Source organism: Kamptonema formosum PCC 6407, assembly GCF_000332155.1.
GTDB classification, from domain to species: Bacteria; Cyanobacteriota; Cyanobacteriia; order Cyanobacteriales; family Microcoleaceae; genus Kamptonema; species Kamptonema formosum.
Map to the genome: position 1 here is coordinate 1307061 of NZ_KB235904.1, position 23832 is coordinate 1330892.

General features: G+C 43.0%; 16 protein-coding genes. 5 read left to right on the plus strand and 11 right to left on the minus strand.

The window, feature by feature from the left end:
- The first annotated feature begins 166 nt into the window (after positions 1-166).
- From OSCIL6407_RS0122795 to OSCIL6407_RS0122810, 4 genes are all read left to right on the plus strand, one after another.
- Complete coding sequence (locus tag OSCIL6407_RS0122795; protein ID WP_007355229.1) at positions 167-1036, plus strand: hypothetical protein; 870 nt, start codon at positions 167-169, stop codon at positions 1034-1036.
- A gap of 166 nt (positions 1037-1202) precedes the next feature.
- Positions 1203-1421: a hypothetical protein gene (locus OSCIL6407_RS0122800; RefSeq protein ID WP_007355230.1), complete on the plus strand. Its 219-nt coding sequence runs from the start codon at positions 1203-1205 to the stop codon at positions 1419-1421.
- A gap of 214 nt (positions 1422-1635) precedes the next feature.
- Positions 1636-2778: an IS4 family transposase gene (locus tag OSCIL6407_RS0122805; protein ID WP_019486944.1), complete on the plus strand. Its 1143-nt coding sequence runs from the start codon at positions 1636-1638 to the stop codon at positions 2776-2778.
- Positions 2779-2783: 5 nt separating this feature from the next.
- On the plus strand, positions 2784-2987 hold the full coding sequence (locus tag OSCIL6407_RS0122810) for a hypothetical protein (RefSeq protein WP_148288918.1): 204 nt from the start codon (positions 2784-2786) through the stop codon (positions 2985-2987).
- 8 nt (positions 2988-2995) lie between these two features.
- Here the strand turns inward: OSCIL6407_RS0122810 and OSCIL6407_RS0122815 are convergent, their stop codons facing one another.
- The 6 genes from OSCIL6407_RS0122815 to OSCIL6407_RS0122840 all read right to left on the minus strand — a co-directional run bounded on the left by OSCIL6407_RS0122815 (position 2996) and on the right by OSCIL6407_RS0122840 (position 10912).
- Positions 2996-3772 carry an amino acid ABC transporter ATP-binding protein gene (locus tag OSCIL6407_RS0122815; protein ID WP_007354398.1) on the minus strand — a complete coding sequence of 259 codons (777 nt, stop codon included), beginning with the start codon at positions 3770-3772 and terminating at the stop codon, positions 2996-2998.
- A 5-nt stretch (positions 3773-3777) separates the two neighbouring features.
- Positions 3778-4974: an amino acid ABC transporter permease gene (locus OSCIL6407_RS0122820; protein WP_007354397.1), complete on the minus strand. Its 1197-nt coding sequence runs from the start codon at positions 4972-4974 to the stop codon at positions 3778-3780.
- Positions 4975-5088: 114 nt separating this feature from the next.
- The gene (locus OSCIL6407_RS0122825) at positions 5089-6294 is read right to left on the minus strand and encodes an amino acid ABC transporter permease (protein ID WP_007354396.1); all 1206 of its coding nucleotides are present in this window, start codon (positions 6292-6294) and stop codon (positions 5089-5091) included.
- Between the two features lie 173 nt (positions 6295-6467).
- Positions 6468-7550 carry an amino acid ABC transporter substrate-binding protein gene (locus tag OSCIL6407_RS0122830; protein WP_026103828.1) on the minus strand — a complete coding sequence of 361 codons (1083 nt, stop codon included), beginning with the start codon at positions 7548-7550 and terminating at the stop codon, positions 6468-6470.
- Between the two features lie 327 nt (positions 7551-7877).
- Positions 7878-9938, minus strand: a complete 2061-nt coding sequence (locus OSCIL6407_RS0122835) for a CHASE2 domain-containing protein (protein WP_007354394.1) — start codon at positions 9936-9938, stop codon at positions 7878-7880.
- Between the two features lie 233 nt (positions 9939-10171).
- Positions 10172-10912 carry a DUF928 domain-containing protein gene (locus OSCIL6407_RS0122840; RefSeq protein ID WP_007354393.1) on the minus strand — a complete coding sequence of 247 codons (741 nt, stop codon included), beginning with the start codon at positions 10910-10912 and terminating at the stop codon, positions 10172-10174.
- Positions 10913-11095: 183 nt separating this feature from the next.
- Between OSCIL6407_RS0122840 and OSCIL6407_RS35975 the strand changes: the two genes are divergently transcribed.
- Positions 11096-11269, plus strand: a complete 174-nt coding sequence (locus OSCIL6407_RS35975) for a hypothetical protein (RefSeq protein WP_162140451.1) — start codon at positions 11096-11098, stop codon at positions 11267-11269.
- A gap of 197 nt (positions 11270-11466) precedes the next feature.
- Here the strand turns inward: OSCIL6407_RS35975 and OSCIL6407_RS0122850 are convergent, their stop codons facing one another.
- The 5 genes from OSCIL6407_RS0122850 to OSCIL6407_RS0122870 all read right to left on the minus strand — a co-directional run bounded on the left by OSCIL6407_RS0122850 (position 11467) and on the right by OSCIL6407_RS0122870 (position 23753).
- Positions 11467-14082, minus strand: a complete 2616-nt coding sequence (locus tag OSCIL6407_RS0122850; RefSeq protein ID WP_007358089.1) for a CHAT domain-containing protein — start codon at positions 14080-14082, stop codon at positions 11467-11469.
- A gap of 53 nt (positions 14083-14135) precedes the next feature.
- Positions 14136-14732, minus strand: a complete 597-nt coding sequence (locus OSCIL6407_RS0122855; RefSeq protein WP_007358090.1) for a Uma2 family endonuclease — start codon at positions 14730-14732, stop codon at positions 14136-14138.
- A gap of 213 nt (positions 14733-14945) precedes the next feature.
- Positions 14946-17837 carry a two-partner secretion domain-containing protein gene (locus OSCIL6407_RS0122860; RefSeq protein ID WP_007358091.1) on the minus strand — a complete coding sequence of 964 codons (2892 nt, stop codon included), beginning with the start codon at positions 17835-17837 and terminating at the stop codon, positions 14946-14948.
- Positions 17838-17899: 62 nt separating this feature from the next.
- Positions 17900-20806 (minus strand): two-partner secretion domain-containing protein, encoded by a 2907-nt coding sequence (locus tag OSCIL6407_RS0122865; protein ID WP_007358092.1) that lies wholly within the window; start codon positions 20804-20806, stop codon positions 17900-17902.
- A 55-nt stretch (positions 20807-20861) separates the two neighbouring features.
- Positions 20862-23753, minus strand: coding sequence for a two-partner secretion domain-containing protein (locus tag OSCIL6407_RS0122870; RefSeq protein WP_007358093.1), 2892 nt, complete (start codon positions 23751-23753; stop codon positions 20862-20864).
- Positions 23754-23832 lie beyond the last annotated feature (79 nt).

The following is a 23832-nucleotide window of genomic DNA, read 5'->3' on the forward strand; positions in this document are numbered from 1 at the left end:
ATAGCCGACTTTATCCGTCTTTATCCGCCTTTATCCGTCTTTTATCCTAATCTTAGAAATACCCGTCTTTTTCCGTCTTTTTTCCCTTTTCAGTTTTGAGCGATCGGTCTATCATATCTATGATTTGGTAGAAACGTTAATTTTATTTCTACTCTGCATAATATCAATGAAAAACTTGCCTGTTTTTTTAGGAATCGGGATACTGGTTCAGGTCTGTTTTCCTGCGGTAATCCAAGCACAATCATTGACCGAACAACGTATCTGTAGTCAAGGTGGGCGATATGTTGTGTTTGCTCAGCACCCTCTTTCTCAAGGGGCATGGGGTAGGGGAGGACTTGATGGAAATCGTCCCAATAGTCCAGTAGGAGATAGACTCAACGTTGAGATTGCTCATGAACAGATATTCTTCTGTAACAATGGAAGAGTTGTGGACAACATAGGTTTTGGCCCAACAGGCAGATTCAAGTACCCCCAAGAAGCTATCAGAACTGGTCGAGAAGCCAGCGGTGGCAGAGTTGACAACTTTGTTCCGATTGATAGTGAACGTTACGATCCTGATGTAGTTAAAATTGTTTTGGCAGGCGGAACAGCAGTTCTTCCCAACCGTTGTGAGTTTCGCACACCAAATGATGGTATCTATGGAGGGGTAGTAAACAATTGTCAAGGTTGGACATCAAGAGTCAGGGAAGAATACTGGCGAAAGATGTTCATTGGTACATGGATTGCAAAAGGCTATCAGTGTCCCAGAGGGACAAATCACACGGAGCAGATCAATATTACAGTTAATGGTAACTCCCTTGTTGCAACCAAAATAAACAGTGGGGGAGATAGATGTGTACCGTCTGGGTCTCGTACATTCTTTGGATCAATACCAAGCAATGTTTCTAAGGGAAGCTCTTTCTCTGTTACTTTCGTTGCTGGATATCCAAATAATCCAGCAAGTAGTACAACGCCAGATCGGTTAACAATTATTGATGCAAATACATTTAGTTCTAGTGGCGAGGGTATCACCTTTAGGCGTGTTGAGAGTCGTTAATTTTATGCTTTCTAGGAGAGTAACTTGGTAGAGGGGATTGGATAGAAGTTCTGGAGAATGAGGAGTGTGAAGGTGATACTCTTAGTAGGATGAAAAATGCGATCGCTACTTGGAATCTAAGTCAACAGCGCTATAATAGCAAAAGCCATACATCTCGAACTTAATAATGTCAACATCAAAACTAGAAGAAAGAGTTGCCCAACTAGAAACAGAAGTAGCGCATCTCAAGAATTTACTTCCCATCAGCGCTGCTACCTCAAATCCTTGGTGGCAAAAAATTACAGGAACCTTTGCTAAAAGTACAGCATTTGAGGAAGCGATGCAGTTAGGAAAAGAGTATCGCCAATCTTTGCAACAGGATTCCGAACAACTTCCTACAGATTAAAATGTACCTTTTAGATACTGACCATTTAACCATCCTAGAACGGGGCGGACAGGACGCACAACCCTTAGTAGCAAGACTATCCAGTATCAATCCTAATGAAGTAGTAGCTCTGACGGGGTGACAACCCCGTCAAAAGCCTTACCTATAGCGCTTTGAGACGTTTTGTGGTAAAAAAAAATGGGCGATCGTTCTCAACAACCCCCAGAATAATTAAATGCTTCCTTTATTTTACCAAAATTGCTTGTCAAGTCAACTCAAAAAAACTGAATACTTAACTCTTGCAATTGTTGTCTGCCTTTTACAAATACACAAACAGGTCAGTATTGAGAGACTAGCTACTGTTTGGTCATATCCTGTACTCTTTGAGAGTCGGAGGCGCAATCTTCAAAGATTTTTTAAGTTGCCAGTCTTGCGAATTGAAACCATCTGGTTTCCCTTGGTGAAATACATCTTGAACACGGCTTTTAAAAATCAGTCTGTGTTGATGCTAGCTATCGACCGCACTCAATGGCGACACAATAATTTATTTTTTATTAGTCTAATTTGGTCGCAAAGGGCTATTCCTTTATACTGGGAAATACTCCCCAAAAGAGGCAGTACGAATATTCAAGAACAACAAAATTTAATTACACCTGTTTTGGTCTTGCTACAAGATTATCAAATAATTATTCTAGGAGACAGAGAATTTGGTTCTGTCAAGCTGGCGCAATGGCTCTATGACGTAGGTGTCAAGTTTGTATTAAGAGTTAAACAAGAACGATACATACAATCTGAAAAAGAAGAATATCAACGTCTAAGCGAGTTAGGACTAATACCAGGGACAGGCTTTTATAGAAGCGGGGTTAAAGTTACTAAGCAAAAAGGTTTTGGCAAATTTGATGTGGCAGGTTATTGGAAAAGAAAATACAAAACTAACGGGGCTTCTGAAGGTTGGTTTCTGCTGACCAATGTAGGTAGTTTAAAATTGGCGATCGCGAGTTTTAAATGTCGGAGTGGAATAGAGGCTATGTTTAAAGACTGTAAGACAGGAGGCTATAATTTGGAAAATAGTCATGCCTGTTATGACCGCTTAAAGTCTTTAATTTTATTAATCGCGATCGCATACACTTGTGCAATTATTCAAGGTCATACAATCAAACAGATGGGGATTCAAAAATATGTGGGTCGGGTGCAGGAATTAGGGCGATCGATACGTCGTCATAGCAACTTTTGGATAGGTTTATATGGTGAATGTTGGGTGACAGGAAGTGAAGTTTGCCAAGATTTAGTAACTGAATTAATGAGGATTAGAAGTAATAAGCGACCATTTTTCAAGAAGGGGATAAGGGCTAGAACCTTGATTCTATCTACTCTTTGACGGGGTTGTCACCCCGTCAGGTAGTAGCTACTACAATTATTACTTATGAAGAGCAAACACGGGGGTGGCTGAGTTATATGGGTACATCTCGTTCTTTAGAGGCTCAAGTAGAAGCATATCGGCAATTACAGCAACATCTTAACCAAACCTTGAGGAAAAAAATCGTCCCCAAAACAATCAACAACCCAAAAATAATCAAGCGCGTTTGATAATTTGACTACAAAATCTGCGATAAAAACTTACGAGTGCGTTCTTCCTTGGGGTTTTGAAAAAACTCCTCCGGCGTAGCCTCCTCCACCAATAACCCATCAGCCATCAAGACAATGCGATCGGCAACTTCACGAGCAAAACCAACTTCGTGAGTAACAATTACCATTGTAATCCCCGTGTCAGCTAAACCGCGCATCACGTCCAAAACCTCCCGCACCATCTCAGGATCTAAAGCTGATGTCGGTTCATCGAATAGCATAATTTTAGGCTGCATCGCCAGAGCTCGCGCGATCGCAACTCGTTGCTGCTGACCCCCGGAAAGTTGGCCCGGATACTTATGCGCCTGTGCCAAAATCCCCACTCTTTCTAACAGTTGCATCGCCGCTTCTTCCGCCTGTTTCTTCGGTCGCCGCCGCACCCATACAGGCGCTAACATCACATTTTCTAACACCGAGAGATGGGGGAAAAGATTAAATTGCTGAAACACCATCCCCACTTCCCGACGAATTGCTTCAATATTGCGAAGATCGTGGGAAAGTTCAATTTTATCTATAGTAATCTTACCCTGTTGGTATTCTTCCAGAGCATTAAAAGTGCGGATAAAAGTAGATTTTCCCGAACCTGATGGCCCCATCACTACAACGACTTCGCCCCGATTTACCGTCATGCTAACGCCGCGCAGTACGTGAAATTGACCGTACCATTTGTGGACATTTTCTGCTACGATCGTCGGTTCTTTATTAATTGAATTTTCTGTGTCTACTGCTGTTGTTTGATTTTCCATAATTTTTATTTTTGACCTACACCTAAAGTTTGCTCTAATTTGCGACTTGCCAATGACATTGAGTAACAAAATACCCAATAGATAACACCAATAAATACATAAACCTCCGCATAGCGACCAGAATAAGCAGGATTTGCTAAAACTGTGCGAGATATTCCTACTAACTCTAATATTCCAAACAGAGAAAGTAAGGAAGTATCTTTAAATAACCCAATAAATTGACCGACAATCGCCGGAATTACTGCTCGTAAAGCTTGGGGTAGTACAATTAATAAAATTACCAGGGGTGTATTTAAACCAAGCGATCGCGCGGCTTCTATCTGTCCGCGTGGTACTGATTGTAACCCTCCCCGCACATTTTCTGCCAAATAAGCAGCGCTAAATAAAGTTAAAGCTGCAATTGCCCTCACTAACCGATCTAACTTTGGAGCACCTGGCGGCAGAAAAAACTGCAACATTACTTGTCCTAAAAATAAAATGCCAATTAATGGCAAACCTCGGACAATTTCAATATATAATATTGAGAAATATTTGACCACTGGCAAACTACTCTGTCGTCCAAGTGCCAGCAATACTCCCAAGGGAAAAGAAAGGGCGATACTAACAACTGCGGCAAATAGAGTTAACATTAACCCTCCCCAGTCATTTGTCGGCACTTCTTTTAAACCTAAACCGCCTTTAATTAACCACAAAATTACAGGAAACGAAAATACCCAACTCAGCGGCAACCAGCGCATTACTTGAGGATTAATTTGTCTACCAAAACTATAACTGGCAGCGGCAATAATTATATTTCCTAATAGCCAGAGGCGCGATGTTAAGTCAGTAGGAAAAAGTAATGCAGCAGTAATGCTTGCACCTAGCACAATTAATAAAGGGTGATTCCAGAGGCTAACTTGCCGATTAAAATTCCCCCAAGTTAAGCCGCCCAGTAAGGTAATTATTCCCACGATTATCCACAGCCGCCAGTGTAATTCACGGGGAAACCTACCAGCAAAAAATAGCGGTAAGTTTGCTTCAATTACTCGCCATTGAGCTTTTGTTGTTACCCAAATCGCAAATCCTTTCAGGAATTGGAAGATGATAGTTAAGCAAATAACAGTCAGCAGGCTATTATACCAGCTACTAAATAAGTTTTTCCTCGCCCAATTCCAAGGCGTAGGCGATTCGCTGACTGGTGGTAATAAGGGGGCGGATTCCATCTGGTTTTAGTTGGTGGTTTTGAATGAGGGACAAAGTATTGAGGTAGAAAGTCTGAAGACTGCAAGTCATAAATTATCTGCCGGAATACTTCATTCCTGCTGAGTTATTCGTTTTTACCTTTCTTTAATTTGCACGCTTCTATTATATAAGTTCATCACGATAGCAATGCTTAAACTAATCGTAAGATATGTCACCATAATTAGCAACATTACTTCGACTACGCGCCCTGTTTGATTAAATGTAGTGGAGGCGACAAAATATACATCTGGATAGCCAATGGCAACTGCCAAACTAGAATTCTTTGCTAAGTTGAGATACTGACTGGTTAACGGCGGAATAATAACTCGCAAAGCTTGAGGTAAAATCACCAAGCGCATCATTAATCCCGACTTTAATCCTAAAGCCTTTCCTGCTTCCCATTGGCCTTGAGGTACTGATTGAATTCCCGCACGCACAATTTCAGCAATAAAACTGGCAGTATAAAGGGTTAATCCTGTTAACAATGTGGCAAATTCAGGAGTTAGTTTCAATCCACCTTCTAGTTGTGTCCTTTCTATTACTCTGGGAATATCTAGGGTAAAAGGTGGATTTCTAGTAATAATAAAAGCTATAATTGCTGTTAATAAAATTGCACCGGAAGCCCAGATAAATTGTCTGCCAGCCGCGCCTGTTTCTAGCCTAACACGAGTCCGCCATCGCCACAGCCAAACCGCAGCTAAAATACCAACAGCTAGTAAAATTAACCATAATCCTGTACCTGGATTACCTGTTAACCAAGGGATAGCTATACCCAGATTTGTCAAATAAAATGAGCCTAAGAATGGCGTACTACTTTCGAGTCTTGGTAGCGAAATAAAAACTGCAAAATACCAGAAAAACAATTGCAGTAGCAATGGTGTATTTCGTAAAATCTCGACGTAGATAGTTGCTAAGTTACGCACTAGCCAGTTGTCGGAAAGTCTGGCAATTCCGACTGTTAATCCGACAATTGTGGCGGTAACTAAGCCCACACCCATTACCCGAAAAGAATTTACTAAACCTACTAACATCGCCTGAGCAAAACTGTTAGAGGGATTATAAGGAATAATGCTCTCACCAATGTCAAAGGATGCTTGGGAACCAAGAAAGTCAAAGCCTAAATTGATGCCTAACTGTCGCAAATTAGCAGTAAGATTATTCCAAATAATTGCGGCAAATACTACTACCAAGATCGCTGCGATCGCTTGACCGGCAACTTTCCAGAATCGATCATCTCGCAACAATTTAGATAAAGATCTAAAATTAAGTAAGTTTGGAAAATTACGACCCCGATCATTCATAATTTACACCATGATAAGTAGTCTTGAGTAGTTACTGTTAACTGTTAGTTGTTAACTGTTAACTGTTAATTGTTTAACTGTTAATTGTTAACAAAAAGTTGGGCTTCGCTTAGCTTGACCCAACTTACATTCTAAAGCCTTCTGCCTCCTGCCTCCTGGCTTCTGCCTTCTACTTAGCGAAATGGTGGCGAATAGAGTAAACCGCCATCTTTCCACAGTCTATTTTGTCCGCGATCTAGCTTAAGTGTACTGCTCGGGCCAAGATTACGGTCATAAATTTCGCCGTAGTTGCCAACTTTTTTGATAGTGCGGAGTGCAAAATCATTAGGTAGACCGAGACCTTTTCCTAAATCTCCTTCTGTTCCGATCAAACGTTTTACATTAGGGTCTGTTGTAGTTGTTGCTAGTTGATCGATGTTTTGAGAATTGACACCTAAATCTTCTGCTTCTATTGTAGCGTAGACTATCCATCTTACCGCGTCCGCCCATTTGGAATCTCCACTACTAACAGCGGGTGCTAAAGGTTCTTTCGACATCACTTCATTTAAGATGATGTGTTGATCGGGAGTGGGTAAAATAGTGCGTTTTGACACTAATTGAGAGCGATCGGCCGTGACTCCTTGACATCGACCTTCTTGATAGGTTGCGAAGGTAGCATTGACATCTTCAAACACAACGGGCGTGTATTTGATGCCAAGTTTCCGCATTTGGTCGGACAAGTTTTGTTCGGTACTTGTACCTGTTTGAACGCAAATAGATTTGCCGGCAAAGTCTTTTAAAGTTTGGATACCGCTATCTTTTTTGACCATAATGCTCTGGCTGTCGTAAAACACGACGGGCGCGAATTCTAGGCCGGTGGAACCGTCGCGGGAAAGCGTCCAAGTGGTGTTGCGGCTAAGAATATCGATTTCGCCTGACTGTAAAGCTGTAAATCGCTCTTTAGCGTTGAGGTTGCGGTATTCTACTTTTTCAGGATCGTCAAATAACGCGGCGGCGATCGCTCTGCAAATTTCCACATCTAGCCCAGAGTATTTGCCTTTTTCATCGACAAAACTAAACCCTGGTAATTGACCGCTAACGCCGCAAATCAACGTACCGCGACTAATAATCTTATCTAATCGACTCTGAACTTGAGGAGTGGCGGAGCTAGTTGTCGCCACTCCTCCCTGTCCTACTTGTCCAGATGGGCCCCCGCAAGCTGTGAGGGAAGCGGTCATCATTATTGCTGTGAGTAGCATTGAAGCGCATTTACGCATAGTTTTAGATAATAAATGAGCTAGAAAGTTCCAAAGCCATAGGTACAATGAGTTTGCTCGTACCTTAGCAGAATAGCCTCAAGGTTTTTACTCGATCTTTTAATCTTATAGGCTTTTGAGAGAATTGCGATCGCGCATTGCAAGTACAGGACTTACGCGCCATTGACTAAAATTTTGTCTAGATGACTGCTTTTGGGTCGCGATCGCAGCCATTTTATCAATCCGAACAAATCAGGCGAGTTAGGATTGTCAAAATATCTGAGCAATCAGAATAGGTTAAGTTCGGTCATTGATTCAAGAATCCCACCGCCTTTAGGCCTGGGAGTGTCAATTTTGTTTGAGGATAAGTATTGTAATATCATCATAAACTCTTTGTTCCCCAATATGCTGCCGAACGTCGCTGATGACAGCATCCCTAATTTCAGCAGTAGAAGCTTCGTAGTTTTGCTTTACTACCTCAATTAGCCGCTCTAAGCCATATTCCATTTTATTGATATCCAGAGCCTCAGTAATGCCGTCAGTGTAGAGTACCACAACATCACCTGTATTCAACTTCACTTCCGTAGAAGCTACAGTATCGGCAATATCTTCTACTAATCCGATGGGAAAACCCAATTCTACCGTATCAATGCGCTCAACTTCGTGACTAGAGCGCACGACAAGTACCTCTTCGTGTTGCCCGCTTAATGTCAAGACCCCATCGTTATAATCCAACAATACCAGGGTCATATTTTTATCAGAGTTCATCCGCTCTAAGTTCTTATAAATGGTGCGATTGAGGAGAGAGAAAAACTCTTTTGCTTCAATAAATTTAGCCTCTAGTAGCGTTCGTACTGCTGTCTGCACCATCAGCATTAATACTCCACTTTCTAAGCCGTGTCCCGTCACGTCACCGATAGCAATTTTAATGCGATCGCCACACTTAAGAACATCGTAGTAGTCACCTCCGATTTGATCCGCAGGCTCCATAAACCCTGCGATTTCTAACCCATCTATTTGTAATAGTTCTGATTTTTTAGGCAGGATCATTTGCTGAAGACGGCGCGTTACTTTTAGCTCAGCAACCATGCGGAGGTTTTCAGCTTTCAGGCAATCATTGAGCAGATTAATTTCCTGACTATAGTTAGCTAATTCGGTGTTAGCTTGCTTGATTAAATACGTAATATACATAGCAATAGCGCTGGTAGCTCCCCCTAAAGCGATTAAAGGCGCGACAAAAGGAATCCACCAACCTAGTAGGAAAGATAGATATGAACTTACAACCAGAAGACTTGCTGCTAGCCCAAGAATTGCTATCTTTTTTATGCGCGCGATGCGCCGATTAAATAGTTTTTGAGACTGTACTCCCCAAGTGAGAATAGCACCTAAAAAACACCATTTTATAATCCACAGTGATTGTAGTGGTTCAGACCAAACTTGAATCTGAGATCGTCCATCCAGTGCTGCACTCAAAATTTGGCTGGTTAAATTGGCATGAATAATTACTCCCGGCATTCTTTCTGGAAAGGCAGTAAATGAACTGCTGTAGGGAGTGAAGAAATTATCGTTGATACTGGCTGCGGTTATCCCAATTAAAACTAAGCGATCTCTCCCCCAATTTGCAGGCATTTGTCCCTTAAGAACTTGCATCATAGAGAAGGTTTTAAAATTCTTTTGCCCTCCTCTATAATTCAGCATGATTTGATAGCCGCGATCGTCAGCCCGGATATAACCGCCGTCGTTCTTTGCAAAAGGAATAAATTTAGCTTTTCCTAATTGATAATAACGTTTATTTGCATCCAGCTCTTGCAGCTCAATTCCCTCACGTTCTAAATATTTTAATGCTAGTTTTACACCTAAACCTAGCACTGTTTCACCTGATTGAGACTCCAGAGAAATCAAGCCCCGGCGAACTTTACCATCGGCATCTAATACCAGATCCGCAGCAGCAATCCGATCCGATTTATTCAAGCCTTGAGGTGGATTTACCTCCGGCCCGTATCCATCTCCTACTAACTTTTGAACGCCAATTAGATTCGGAGTTGATTTGAGCGCTTCTATGAGTTCTTCATGGCCAGGCTGTACGGGTAAGTCCCGATATAAATCCATACCAATAGCGCGGGGTTGCTGTTGGTGGATCTTATTTATAACTTTTGCTAAAATCGCATCGGGAATTGGCCATTGCCCAATACTTCTAATTGAAGCTTCATCAATAGTAACTATAACAATACGGGGGTCGGTAAGTTCTGGGGGACGCAGGCGGAACCACTGGTCAAGGGCGGCCCATTCTAACATTTGAAACAGTCCTAAAAACCTCAAGACAATGATTAAAGTTGCTAATGATGGAGCTACCAATAATACTATGCGCCAACTACTTATAAACTGTTGGAGTTTAACGGCATTTTTCATTAGCGAAATTTTAAAATTGAGGTTGGGTTGGGTAATCGATAATTGGGAATTGGTAATTGTTAAATTGAAGAAGAATGCAAAACAAATCATTCAGAATTCAGGATAAAATTTTCTGCATTCTGCTCTTCTAGATAACTAAATTTTTCAGCATAGCAGCCTTCTGGCTTAGCCTTTGCCTTCAGCCTTCTTTCTTGTTCCCAAACCCTACTCTAATTTAATTTCGCTTCTGTTTTTTAACTTTGAGCTTGACAGCAGTTGGCTAGAGGTATTTGGCTAAGTTCGGCTAAGCCGACAGACTGGAGGAGTTCCTGCCATTCAGCAGCAATGCTGGTATCATCAGGGCGCGATCGCTTTAATTCGGCTAATGTTGCTACAGTGTCATACCAAAATCCATTTTGAGCATAGAGTCTTGTTTGCTGTAGGAGATCTGCACCCTCTAGTTGACTGCGGAGGTTAGGATTAACGTCGGCGCGTTGCAGCCATCCTCCCACCACGATATCTCGTTGGCGGTTGGCTGGATCGCAAATTAGAGCGACACTCCACTGATAGCGTTTACCGATCGCTAACGGCTCTACACTACTTGGTACTTTAAAGCTAACAATTCCAGGTTTATCATTAAGTGTAACGGTAGTTTGGTAAATTTCGTTCGAGTTTTCATCCCACAAAACAAACTCAGCTTCTACGGATTTAAATTCGGGGATTTTGACGAGTACGGTTGGATAAGCTGCGGCGGTGAATTCTGCATCTGTAGCAGGAATTAAGGCTGCGATCGCCCCTTTAGGCCCTTGACCTAACGATGTTACTCCTGCTGGGGAACATAAGCCGCGCGATGCGCCCCCTGCGGTGCGATCGGGGCTACCTTTAGGTTGGAATGTAACACTCGTAGCTGGTGCGATCGGCAACAGTGTCAGTCCTGCAAACAGGGGGACTGCCAATAGGGACAAAAACGGGCGAGAAAACTTGTGAATATTCATAGTTAAAGACCTTACAAAGTGGACTTCTTTAGGCGATCTGGACTTGCGACAATTCTTAACCTTCGTTAACTTTCCTACGATGCTAGCCTTGGAAAAAAACTAGCTATATATAATATTATGCTCACTCTAGCTCAGCCTGACACATTTCGCCTATAAATCTTCTAATACCAAGTTCAAAAAAGAATGGGGGAGATGGGGAGATGGGGAAGATGGGGAAGATGGGGAGGATGGGGAGATAGGGAGGATGGGGAAGATGGGGAAGATGGGGAAGATGGGGAAGATAGCGGAGATGAGCAAGATAGGGAAGATAGCAATTACAGGACTTACGCAACCAACCAAAGAAACCGGGTTTTTTGATGAAAATACTTCGTTTTGACCCACAAATTCTCTAAAAAACCCGGTTTCATGGACTCCCTGCGTAAGTCCTAAATTACCAATTAGCAATTACCGATTACCGATTACCCATTACCCATTACCCATTACCAATTACCCATTACCAATTACCCATTACCAGTTAACTGTTAACTGTTAACAGTTAACAGTTAACTGTTAGATTATTGCCAATTACCGACAATTACAAATGGTGCCCAGAAATAAGGATTTTGATATTGCCGGTTTTCCATTACCGCTACTTGAGCATTGCGAAGAGCTTCAGCTTTACTAATTTTCGACTTAGCAAGCTGTCGATAAAATTCAGTCATAAAAATAGCCGTAGCTTCATCACTGACTTGCCAAAGAGTTCCCAAAGTGCTGCGAGCTCCCGAACGAATTGCAATCCCAGCCAAACCTAAAGAAGCGCGAGAATCGCCAGAAGCCGTTTCACAGGCGCTCAAAACCAGTAACTCAATGGGTAAAGCCTTCTCACCGCTGCGCGATCGCAATAATCTATCTAACTCCTTAACATTCACTCGCTCATCCCAAGTCAAAATGAAAGTATCTGCCGCATTCGAGCTAAATTGACCGTGAGTTGCTAAGTGAACAATCGGAAAAGAAACTGATTCTAGTCTCGATTGTAACTCCTTGCTAATAAACTGTTCGTTCAAAATTGAACTCGTGGGTAGCACATCTGCAATCTGCTGAACTTCACTTGCTACTCCTGGTAAAGCTGAGAAGCCCTGACGTGCTTCTGTCAAGCCAGCAGTTAGCACTTGTAATTTTACTTTTCTCAGCGATTGCGCCTCTAGTAATTGCAGTCCCGGCGTAAGAGCAATGGTGTATTTTTGCAGTAGATACTGTTGACCATCATATAAAGCTGCCATCGGCAGATTTCGCAAATAGCCATCCAAAACAAATACTAGAGTTTTAATGCCGCTAGAGGCAAAATCCGCATCAGCAGGGCGGATTAACCAGTCGTATACTTCTTGAGCAATGGGTAAACGCTCGCTGAGAGCAGAAGTTTGCCTCAAAGAATTTCGCATTCTTCTAAAGGTAGTTTCTAGCTGTTCCTGAGATTTGACAACGCTATAGTGGCGAAGAGGTTTACCGGGGATGGAGACGATTACTTCTAGGCGATCGCTTAAAATAATCGGGTAGATTACAGCCGCAGTAGGATCGACTTCATCAATCGCTTTGGGTTTCGCATCCGCACAAGCATCGCGGAAAAAGTTGTCTAATTCCGCTAATTGTAAAGACTCAATGGTTTGGCGAGCAAATTTGAGTTTATCTTGGCTGGGCGAATCTTCTTTTAAAAGCAATCCCACCAATTCCCTATAGACAGGTTCCACGCTTTCTCGGAAAGAAAATTGCACTTCAGGATTGACTGTCACCAAATCGCCCCGCAGAGCAGATAAGATTTTTACGGCTTGGCTATATTGTGCGATCGCATCTTCTGTATTTCCCTGGGCTTTCTTAATCCGCCCCAGTTGCCAAAGTAATTGGTAGGCAATATCAGGAGATTGAAATGCTGGCGCTAAACCCAGAGCCTTAGTTGTGAAAGTTTCTGCCTTTGATGGCTGTTGCTGAAGTTCGTATAACTTGCCCTGAGCCGCCAGAATATAAGCTTGAATGCGCGGATTGCCTAAGATATTTGCCTGTCCGCTGGCTTGATTCAGAATACTTTCAATTGCGATGAATAGCGGCGTTATTTGCGATGACTGCGAGAGTTTCATCAAGCTTTGAGCCAGGTTAATTTGAGCGTAGATTCCAGCCTGATTGGAGGGAATCTGAGTCATTTTAGGTTTGATCGACGTTCGCCAGATCACCTCCGCCTCTGCCCAATCTTTCCTGTCTACCAAGAGGCTAAGCTGGTTTAAGTTAGCCTGAAGCTCAGTATCCCTCTGGGTTGTCAGTTTTGCAGCTTGGTTATAAATTGCGATCGCAGATTGCTCGAACTCGTTACGCTCTTCTGCGTTTAAACCAGGGTTGTTACTTTGAGCCCGTACTGTATTACCTAGATTCAGGTAAATTGCAGCTTGTTCTTGCGGGATATTTAATTGCTTAGATGCTTGTAAGCCAACTTCTAGCACTTCCTGAGACTGATTCAATTGACCCAAAACTAGCAACACATGACCTAAAGCATTGGTAGCCCGCACATTTTCCAGGGAAACAGGCTGATTTTTCAAGGTTTGTAAACCTTCTTTAGAAAGTTCGCAGGTTTGCGCTTCCAGCTTTAAGGTAGTTAATAGGGTTTTGCAAGCTCTGGGGTAAAGTCCGAGTGATTGCAGAGCAAAGCTTTGGCTAATCTGATTTTGGATTAATTGCTGGGGAGCTTCAATTTTCTGGTAAATTTTACCAGATTCAATCCAAGTATCGAGGGCATCTTGAACCCGCCCCCGTTCTAGTTGTATTTGTCCTTGGATATCGTGAGTTTGAGCTAGAATGCGCTGCTGTTCAAGGGTTTGGGATTGCTGTTGTAGCAGAGATAAACTAGAATTCAGAGTTTGCTCTGCTGCTTCCCATTGTGAGAGTTGCCCGTAAGTTGCAGCTAAATTGGTCAAAGCCATTGCTTGATTGAGGCGATCGCCTTGTGCTTCAAAGCTTGTTGCTGCTTGTTGTAATAGAGGCGCGGCTTCTGAGTAGCGATCGCGATCGTACAGGGTGCGAGCTTGTTGGACAAGTTGCATCGCTGCTGGTGGCTGCATCTGAGCCACTGCGGGCGGGATGGCAAGGGCTAACAGAAGTGAAAGCAACAATAAAAAGGCAAAATTTCTTTGCGATCGCGTGATTTTCATACAATTTAGAGTTAATAAACTTACTATTTGCTAATCTCGAAAACCATTACCTTCTAGGATTCAACCTCCGCCTCTATCTCTTCAAACTTGACCTTATTATACACATCTGCCAGGGAAATCTCAAAAGGTACTGAATTGAGAGCGATCGCCTCATCTTCTGCATCATACTCTCTAAATGACCAACGTTTTTTTCCGGTCTTATAAAACTGTTCTATGTAAATTTTAGTTTGATCTACTAAGATGTACTCCTCAACAGTGGGAATAGTCCGATAAGCCTCAAACTTACCACTGCGGTCATACCCTTTAGTAGACTTAGACAAAACCTCCATAATCACTTTCGGATTAGTAATCGTATCAGTGCGATTATTGAAATATTCTGGCTCTCCTATCACTACCATCACATCTGGATAAGTGTAAATGCGTTTCTTCGGCATCCACAGCCGCACATCACCCATATAAACTCGGTAATCTAATTTCTTGAAAGCAACATTTAGCTCCGCATAGAAATTACCAGCTATCTGATTGTGATTAGTAGATCCGCCTGCCATTGGATAAATTTCCCCATCAATGTATTCGCTTTTGTAGTCTGCTACTTCCTCTAGCGCCAGATATTCCTCTGGGGAGTAGTATCGCTGTTCGGTAACTTGCATAGTTTTATTTTTCCGTAAAGTCTCTGGCTGACATTTTTTTCCTTAAGGTTATACCAGATTATATTTAGCAAAGTATCTATTTACTAAAAATAATGGTTTCCCCTCCCCTTATACAGTCTTCAATTAGTAAAGTCTTCAATTAGTGAAGTCTAACCTATATAATTGCTAATTAGCAATTACTAATTAGCAATTACCACTTACACTACCAAAAATTTAACGCGGAATGCAGTTTGCCATCGGTTGCAGACTGCGAGCAGAAGCACCACCACCTGAATTATATGCTACCAGCGTTACTTGCTCTCGCTCATCGATTGTCCAACCTTGAGCGGGGATAACTGCCTGTGGCTGAATGTCTATTTCTGCCTTTTTATCTTCTACCTTCTGGCTTCCATTTGCCACTGGTTCCACCCAATTAAACTGAGCAGAATCGTAGCTGAGGACATCATTAGGGTTAGGTGGCACTCCTCCTTTACCAGTAATAGTAAACTCATTTCCTTCCCCTTCTATACAAGGATTAGCGGCGATTAATGTCGCAGGGTCAACTACATTTTGCGGCAAAGCTACCAATCCTTGAGCCGGATTCACCCCAGTAGTGCTAAATGTCACCGCTCCTTGTAAAGCGGGGCCAGCCTGTTGAGAAATAGCCGCAATATCGCTAGTAGCAATTAAAGAAGTTGGATTCACTTGTAAAGCTGCAAATTCAGCGTCAGTCAGTCCTAAACTACTTCTGGCTTGTTCGCGGGTAACGGCTGTAAAACCAAAAATATTGGGGACATTTACTGTAACTTGACCGCCCCTAGCAGTACGCGCATTAGCAGTAATATCGTTATTTTCATTGGGTAAACTCGCCAGAATTTCGCTATTAATCCTGATATTTCCACCGTCAGAAATACCAGCATCGGTGACAATTCTGCTTTCGCGCCGCAACTGGATATCTCGCGCTCTAAGATTAACATTTCCCCCACCACCAGAGTCATTAGAAGCATTGATACTGGCTTTATTTTCCATAGTTATTGAGTCAGCTATAACATTAATATTTCCTGCCTGTCCCCTGCCTAAAGCCTGAACATTAATCGTTGCGCCATCCCGCATCGTTAATTGACTAACATTCAGATTCAAAGAACCTGCATTCGCCGTCGCATTAGGATTCGTCAACAGGTATAAAAAGCCAACGGAAGCCTGAATAGCAGTGCTAAATTCACCAGTACTCCCATTACCAATGAGTTCCACTTTTTGTGCATCAATTGTGACATTAGCTGCATCTGCTTTACCAAAAGAACCAGCAGAAATAAATCCCCCACTCCTTAGCAATAATACAGGTGTGGAAATGTAGATATCCCCTCCCCGATTGGATGAGTAAGTGTCGCTGGTGATAAAACTAATACTGCGACTCCCATTTGCCAAAACTTCAGAAATACCTCCCATTTCTATCGACTCACTAGCTCTAATGGTTAAATTACCTCCCACTCCTCCAGTCGTATTTAATAGTTGAGTACCAATCGCTGCACCACTTGATAAGCTAATCCCAGCGCCATCAGTAATAGTTAATTTCTTGGTGTCGATGGTAATGTTTCCAGCATTTCCATTCTGACCAAGAGCGTTTGTGCTAATCAGAGTTTGCACGGCACTACCAGCAGGAGTACGCAAGATTTCTAATGATTCATTCGCTTTAATATTGATATTTCCTGATGGCGCTCCACTGCGAGTAACGCTAGCGATCGCAGCACCATCACGCACTGTCAATCGCTCTCCCTCAAAGGTAATATTTCCGCCGATGCCGGTACTCCCCACAAGCGTGCCACTGTTAATTGCAGAACCTGCTAGATCGAATTCTCTGGCACGGATGGTGACATTTCCACCATTGCCACTGGCAAATGTAGAGCTACCTACTATGCTGCCGTTATTTATCAGCAGTCTTCCCGTATTAATGGCGATCGTTCCTGCGACTCCCGTGCCAATAGTACCACTGCTCAAAACAATTTGCGGATCTAAAGGGTTGGCTGTTCCAGATATTAAATAATTCTGTAAAAACTGTTGATAACTCTCAAATCCAATGCCGCTCATTTCTACTGAGTTACTAGCGCGGATGTTGATATTGCCGGCAGCACCATTTCCCAGTGCTAGAGTGTAAATTTGCGACCCATTATCAGTTCGCAACTGTTGGGCATTGATGTTAATACCTCTACCATCCATATTTCCGAAGGTCAATGCCAAAATTCGCGAACCGTTAAGGGTGACGTTCGATCCCATGATGTCTATTCTGCCACCTTCTAATCCACTTGTATTTATAATTGAATCAGATAATTCAATATTGCCAAAGTTCTGGATATTGTCATAGTTTAAATTTAAATCTATAGGCAGTGGTTCAACTTTCACGATACCTGGACTTGTGACACTGCCCAGAATAATTTGACTGCTATAAGCTGTTAAATTGCCTCCTTGCAGTTGAATATCTCCACCAATGAGCGCTAAAGTTTTACCGGGTTCTACGGCCAAGCCAACTTTGTTCACAATAGGAATTTCTATGGGAAGTGGGGGCAAATTTGGCACTTCACCCACCGTTTTTGACTGGTTGATAATTGTCCCAGGATTTTCTCTAAATCTTAAGCCCACAGGAATATTAATCGCTAATAATGGCACTGCATTAGCATCGACCGCGCTAAATTCAAAGTCATTATTAAAGAGAATGCCGCTAGCACTTGATGCTAAAAATGAACCGCGTAAATCTAACCTCGCATTAGGGCCGAAGATAATCCCTCTGGGATTAAGTAAAAATAAATTAGCATTGCCTTGCACTCCCAACACGCCTAAAATATTTGAGGGATTGCCCCCAGTAACGCGAGTGAAAATGTTAGCAATACCGTTCGGATTGGCAAAATATGCTCCTCGCCCTTCACCTACATTAAATTCCCGGAAACTATGAAATAAATTGACACCACGATTTGCACCGCCTTCTATTCTGTCCGATGGTAAATTATTGATAGTTGCCGGAACTATGCGCGAACTTTCTGCACCTAAAGTATTATCTGGGATAATTTGAGCAAAGGCGGGGAAGGGAAATAGTAGTAAGAAAGCAAAAAATAGTGTAGAAGATTGGCGGGGCATAGTTCAACTCCGTTAATTGAAATGATGAAAAAGCGATCGCATGACTAAAACCTATAAAGTACCTATCGCGGTACACACGCACCCGTCGGCTTCGGAACACGAGCAGAAGCACCATCACCTGAATTGTACGCTACAAGTCTTACTTGTCCTTGAGCATCCATTACCCAACCTTGAGCAGGGATAACTGCCTGTGGCTGAATATCTATTTCTACTTTTTTATCTTCTACTTTTTGATCTTCTGCCTTGTGACTTCCAGTTGTCACTGGTTCCACCCAGTTTAACTGTCTAGAATCGTTGCTGAGGACATCATTAGGATTCGGTGGCACTCCTCCTTTACCAGTAATACTAAACTCATTTCCTCCCCCTTCTATGCAAGGATTAGCTGCAATTAAAGTGCTGAGATCGACCACATTTTGGTCTAAGGTGACTAATCCTTGAGCGGGATTTACCCCAGTAGTGCTAAAAGTTACGGCTCCTTGTAATGCGGGGCCAGCCTGTTGTGAAATGGCGGCAATATCGCTGGTGGAAAGTAAAGAAGTTGGATTCACTTGTAAAGCGGCAAATTCAGCGTTAGTTAGTCCTAAACTACTTCTGGCTTGTTCGCGGTTAACAGTTGTAAAACCAAAGATATTCGGGACATTCACCGTAACTTGACCGCCTCTAGCAGTACGCGCATTAGCAGTAATATCGTTATTTTCATTTGGTAAAGTCGCCAGAATATCACCCTGAATTCTGATATTTCCACCATCAGAAATACCTGCATCGGTGGTAATTCTACTCCCGCGTCGCAACTGGATATCTTGCGCCTTGATATTAATATTTCCCCCACCACCAGAGTCGGTTGTACCGTCAATACTGGCTTTATTGTCTAGGGCAATTGAGTTAGCTACAACATTAATATTGCCAGCCCTTCCCGTTCCCAAAGCCCGAACACTAACCGTTGCTCCATCCCGGACAGTCAATCGATTTACATTCAGATTCAATGAGCCAGCATTCCCCGTAGCGTTGGGATTGAAAACACCATAAGCATTGCCAACCGAAGCCTCAATTCTACCGCTGAAGCCATCGTTACTCCCAATGCCTTGCACTTCTAAGCTAGAGGCATCAATTGTAATATCTCCTGCATCGACTGCACCCAAAGAAGCGGCAGAAATAAGACCCCCACCTCGCACAGTTAGTTTAGGTGTTGAGAGGCGGATATCTCCACCTCTACCAGAGCTTATAGCTTGAGTAACCAGAGAACTCGCGAAGCCCCCATTCCCCAAAACTCCAGACACGCCGCTCACATCTATCGACTCTGAAGCTCTCACAGTTAAATTTCCTCCAGGCCCTCCGCTCGTAGAAAACAGGACTTGGCTAATAATTACACCCGTCGATAAACTAACTGAGGCTCCATCAGAAACAGTCAGCCGCTTAGTGTCAATGGTAATATCTCCGGCTTTCCCATTCCCATCGAAAGAGTTCGTGCCGATTAAAGTTTGCGCCGTACTTCCAGGTAGAATCCCTGACAATTCTACAGATTCACTCGCTTTAATCGCGATATTCCCCGATGCTCCATCACTGCGGGTGATGCTGACGAGATTGGAGCCATCGCGCATGATTAACCGTTGTGCGTCAATAGTTATGTTTCCGCTCTTACCGCTACTTCCACGATTTGTGCCGCTACTGAGCGCTGAACTGACGAGTTCGACGGTGTTAGCACGGATATTTATATTTCCGGCATTTGCAGCACTAAAGGTATTGGTACCGCCTGTTGCCCCATCGCGCAGCAGTAGCCATCCGGTGTCAATGTTAATCTCTCCGGCGGCTCCACTGCCAGCAGTACCAGCACTCAAAATAATTTGCGGGTCAAAAGGGTTGAACGCTCCAGAGGCTAGATATTCACTATAAACCCGCTGATAGCCCTCAATTCCTAGTCCGATCATTTCTACTGAGTCAGTAGCGTGGATGTTCAAATCGCTTCCCATCCCATCTCCCAGTGTCGCTGGGATAATTTGCGACCCTTTATCTATTCGCAAATTTTGGGCATTAATATTAATATCTCTACCATCAATATTTCCTAATGTCAATCCCAAAATTCCTGAACTACTGACGGTGACATTTGAACCTCTGATGTCAATTTTGCCACCTCCTAATCCGCTGGTGTTTATAAATGCACCATTCATTTCAAGATTGCCGAAGTTCTGAATATTGTCATAGTTTAAATTCAGACCTAAAGCTGTTGGTTCAAATTGTACTAAACCGGGACTTTGGACACTTCCCAGTAATATTTGTCCGCTATAAGCTGTTAAATTTCCACCTTGTAGTTGAATGTCTCCACCAATTAAGGCTAAGGTTTGACCGGGAGCTACTGCTAAACCAAGTTTATTAGAAACAGGAATTTCTATGGGCAATGGCGGTAAGGTTGGTGTGGGGCCAATTGCTTGGGAAGTGTTGACAATTGTGCCGGGATTTTCTCTAAAGTTCAAACCTACAGGAATATTAATCGCTAATAATGGCACTGCATTAGCATCGACCGCACTAAATTCAAAGCCATTATCAAAAAAGATTCCACTACCAGTAGAACCAATAAATGAACCCCGTAAGTCTAACCGAGCATTGGGGCCAAATATAATTCCTCTGGGATTGAGTAAAAATAAATTAGCATTACCCTGTACTCCCAATACTCCTAAAATATTGGAAGGATTGCCCCCAGTCACGCGGGTAAAAATATTAATAATCCCATTGGGATTGGCAAAATATGCGCCGCGTCCTTCACCTACATTAAATTCGCGGAAACTGTGAAACAAACTGACACCACGATTAGCCCCGCCTTCGATTCTATCTGAGGGTAAATTGTTAATAGTTGCGGGAACTGTGCGCGAACTTTCTGCACCCAAGCTATTATCAGGGACAATTTGAGCAAGAGCGGGGAAGGGAAACAGTAGTAATAAAGCAAAAAGTAGTGTAGAAGATTGGCAGTGCATCATTGCAATTAAGTTAATTTGTATGGGAAAAACAAAGTCAGCAAAACTGAAAGAGTACCTATCGAGGTACGCAAACACCTGTAGGTTTCGGACTGCGAGTAGAAGCACCACCACCCGAATTGTACGCTACCAGTGTGACTTGTCCTCGAGCATCCATCACCCAACCTTGAGCAGGAATAACTGCCTGCGGCTTTATTTCTATTTCGGGACTTTTAACTTCTGCCTTGTGACTTCCATTTGCCACTGGTTCTACCCAATTAAACTGAGCAGAATCGTTGCTGAGGACATCATTAGGGTTAGGTGGCACTCCTCCTTTACCAGTAATACTAAACTCGCTTCCTGCCCCTTCCGTGCAGGGATTAGCCGCAATTAATGTCGCAGAATCGACCACATTTTGCGGTAATACTGCTAACCCAGAAGCTGGATTGACACCAGTAGTGCTAAACGTTACCGCCCCTTGTAAAGCGGGGCCAGCCTGTTGAGAAATAGCCGCAATATCGCTAGTATCAATTAAAGAAGTTGGATTCACTTGTAAAGCGGCAAATTCAGCGTCAGTTAGTCCTAAACTACTTCTGGCTTGTTCGCGATTAACAGTTGTAAAACCAAAGATATTGGGTACATTCACTGTAACTTGACCGCCCCTAGCTGTGCGAGCATTAGCAGTAATATCGTTATTTTCATTTGGTAAAGTAGCCAGAATATCACCCTGAATCCTGATATTGCCACCATCAGAAATACCCGCATCAGTGGTAATTCTACTCCCGCGTCGCAACTGGATATCTTGCGCCTTGATATTAATATTTCCCCCACCGCCAGAGTCAGTTGTACCGTCAATATTCGCTTTGTTATCCAAGGCAATTGAGTCAGCTACAACATTAATATTTCCCGCCCTTCCCCTTCCTAAAGACTGAACGCTAACCGTTGCCCCATCCCGGACAATCAATCGATTCGTATTCAAATTCAACGAGCCAGCATTCCCCGTAGCGTTGGGATTGACAATAATAGAAAAACTGCCAGCCGAAGCCTCAATTCTACTTGCAAAACGACCGTTACTTCCCGCGCCTTGAACTTCGATGCGATCGGCATCAATTGTAATATTTCCGGCATCTACTGCACCCAACGAAGCCGCAGAAATAATCCCCCCATTCCGCAGATTGAGTATGGGCGTAGAGAGGTAGATATCTCCACCCCGACCAGAACTTGAAGTTTGAGTAGCTAGAGCACTGGCTCCGAATCCTACATTTCCCAAAACTCCAGACACGCCGCTTACTTCTATCGACTCGGAAGCTCTCACAGTTAAATTTCCTCCTAGCCCCCCATTCCTAGAAAACACGACTTGCCCAATAACTGCACCCGTTGATAAACTAATTGAGGCTCCATCAGTAACAGTTAGCCGCTTAGTGTCGATGGTAATATCCCCAGCTTTCCCATTGCCATCAAAAGAGTTTGTACCCATACGAGTTTGCGCGGCACTTCCAGAAATACCCCCCGATAATTCTACTGATTCAGTTGTTTTAATCGTGATATTTCCCGATGCTCCATCGCTGCGGCTGATGCTAACCAAACCACCAGCATCGCGTATGATTAACCGTTCTGCCTCAATATTAATGCTGCCGCCAGAGCCGGTACTTTTCTTAGTTGTTCCATTATTGATTGCTGAACTGACAAGCTCAAAGGTGTTAGCGCGGACATTCAGATTTCCCCCATTTCCAGCAGCGAGGGTAGCACTACCGCCCACCACGCCATCCCGCAGCAGCAACCGTCCGGTATTGATATTAATCTCTCCAGCGGCTCCATTGCCCACAGTACCACTATTAATTACAATTTGGGGATCGAAGGGGTTGAGAGTTCCAGATAATATGTATTGGGTATAAAATCGCTGATAGCCTCCTATTCCCAACCCAACCATTTCTACTGAGTCAGTAGCGCGGATATTAATATTACTCCCCATTCCATCTCCCAAAGTTGAAGTAAGAATTTGCGCTCCTTTATCTACTCGTAAATTGTCAGCATTAATGTCAATTCCTCTACCATCAACATCTCCTAGTGTCAAGCTATAAATTCCCGAACTGCTGATGTTGATATTTGAACCTCTGATGTCAATTTTGCCACCTCCTAATCCACTGGTATTGATAAGTGCCTCATTCATTTCAATATTGCCAAAATTCTGAATATTGCTGTAGTCTAAATTTAGAGCTAAAGCCGTTGGTTCAAATTGCACTAAACCGGGACTTTTCACACTTCCCAATAATATTTGTCCGGTATAAGCTGTTAAGTTTCCACCTTGTAGTTGAATATCTCCACCAATTAATGCTAAAGTTTGACCTGGATCTACTGCCAAACCAAGTTTGTTAGAAACAGGAATTTCTATGGGCAATGGCGGTAAGGTTGGTGTGGGGCCAATTGCTTGGGAAGAGTTGACAATTGTGCCGGGATTTTCTCTAAATCTCAAACCTAAAGGAATATTGATCGCTAACAATGGCACTGCATTAGAATTAGCGGCGCTGAATTCAAAGTTATTATCAAAAAGAATGCTGCTGGCAGTTGAACCGATAAATGAGCCGCGTAAATCTAATCTCGCATTGGGGCCGAAGACAATCCCTTTGGGATTAAGTAAGAATAAGTTAGCATTGCCTTGCACTCCTAATGTTCCTAAAATATTGGAAGGATTTCCCCCGGTAACGCGAGTGAAAATGTTAGCAATACCGTTCGGATTGGCAAAATATGCTCCTCTGCCTTCACCGATGTTAAATTCTTGAAAACTGTGAAATAATTTAGGGCCACGAGTTGCACCGCCTTCTATTCTGTCCGATGGTAAATTATTGATAGTTGCGGGAACTGTGCGCGAACTTTCTCCACCTAAACTATTATCGGGAATAATTTGAGCAATAGCGGGGAAAGGCAATAGTAGTAATAACCCAAAAATTAGGGCGGAAGATTTATGAGCCATCTTTTCATTACTGTTAATTTAGTATTCACAAAAAGACTGTAGATATCTAAAACAGGACTTACGCACGATCGCACTACGG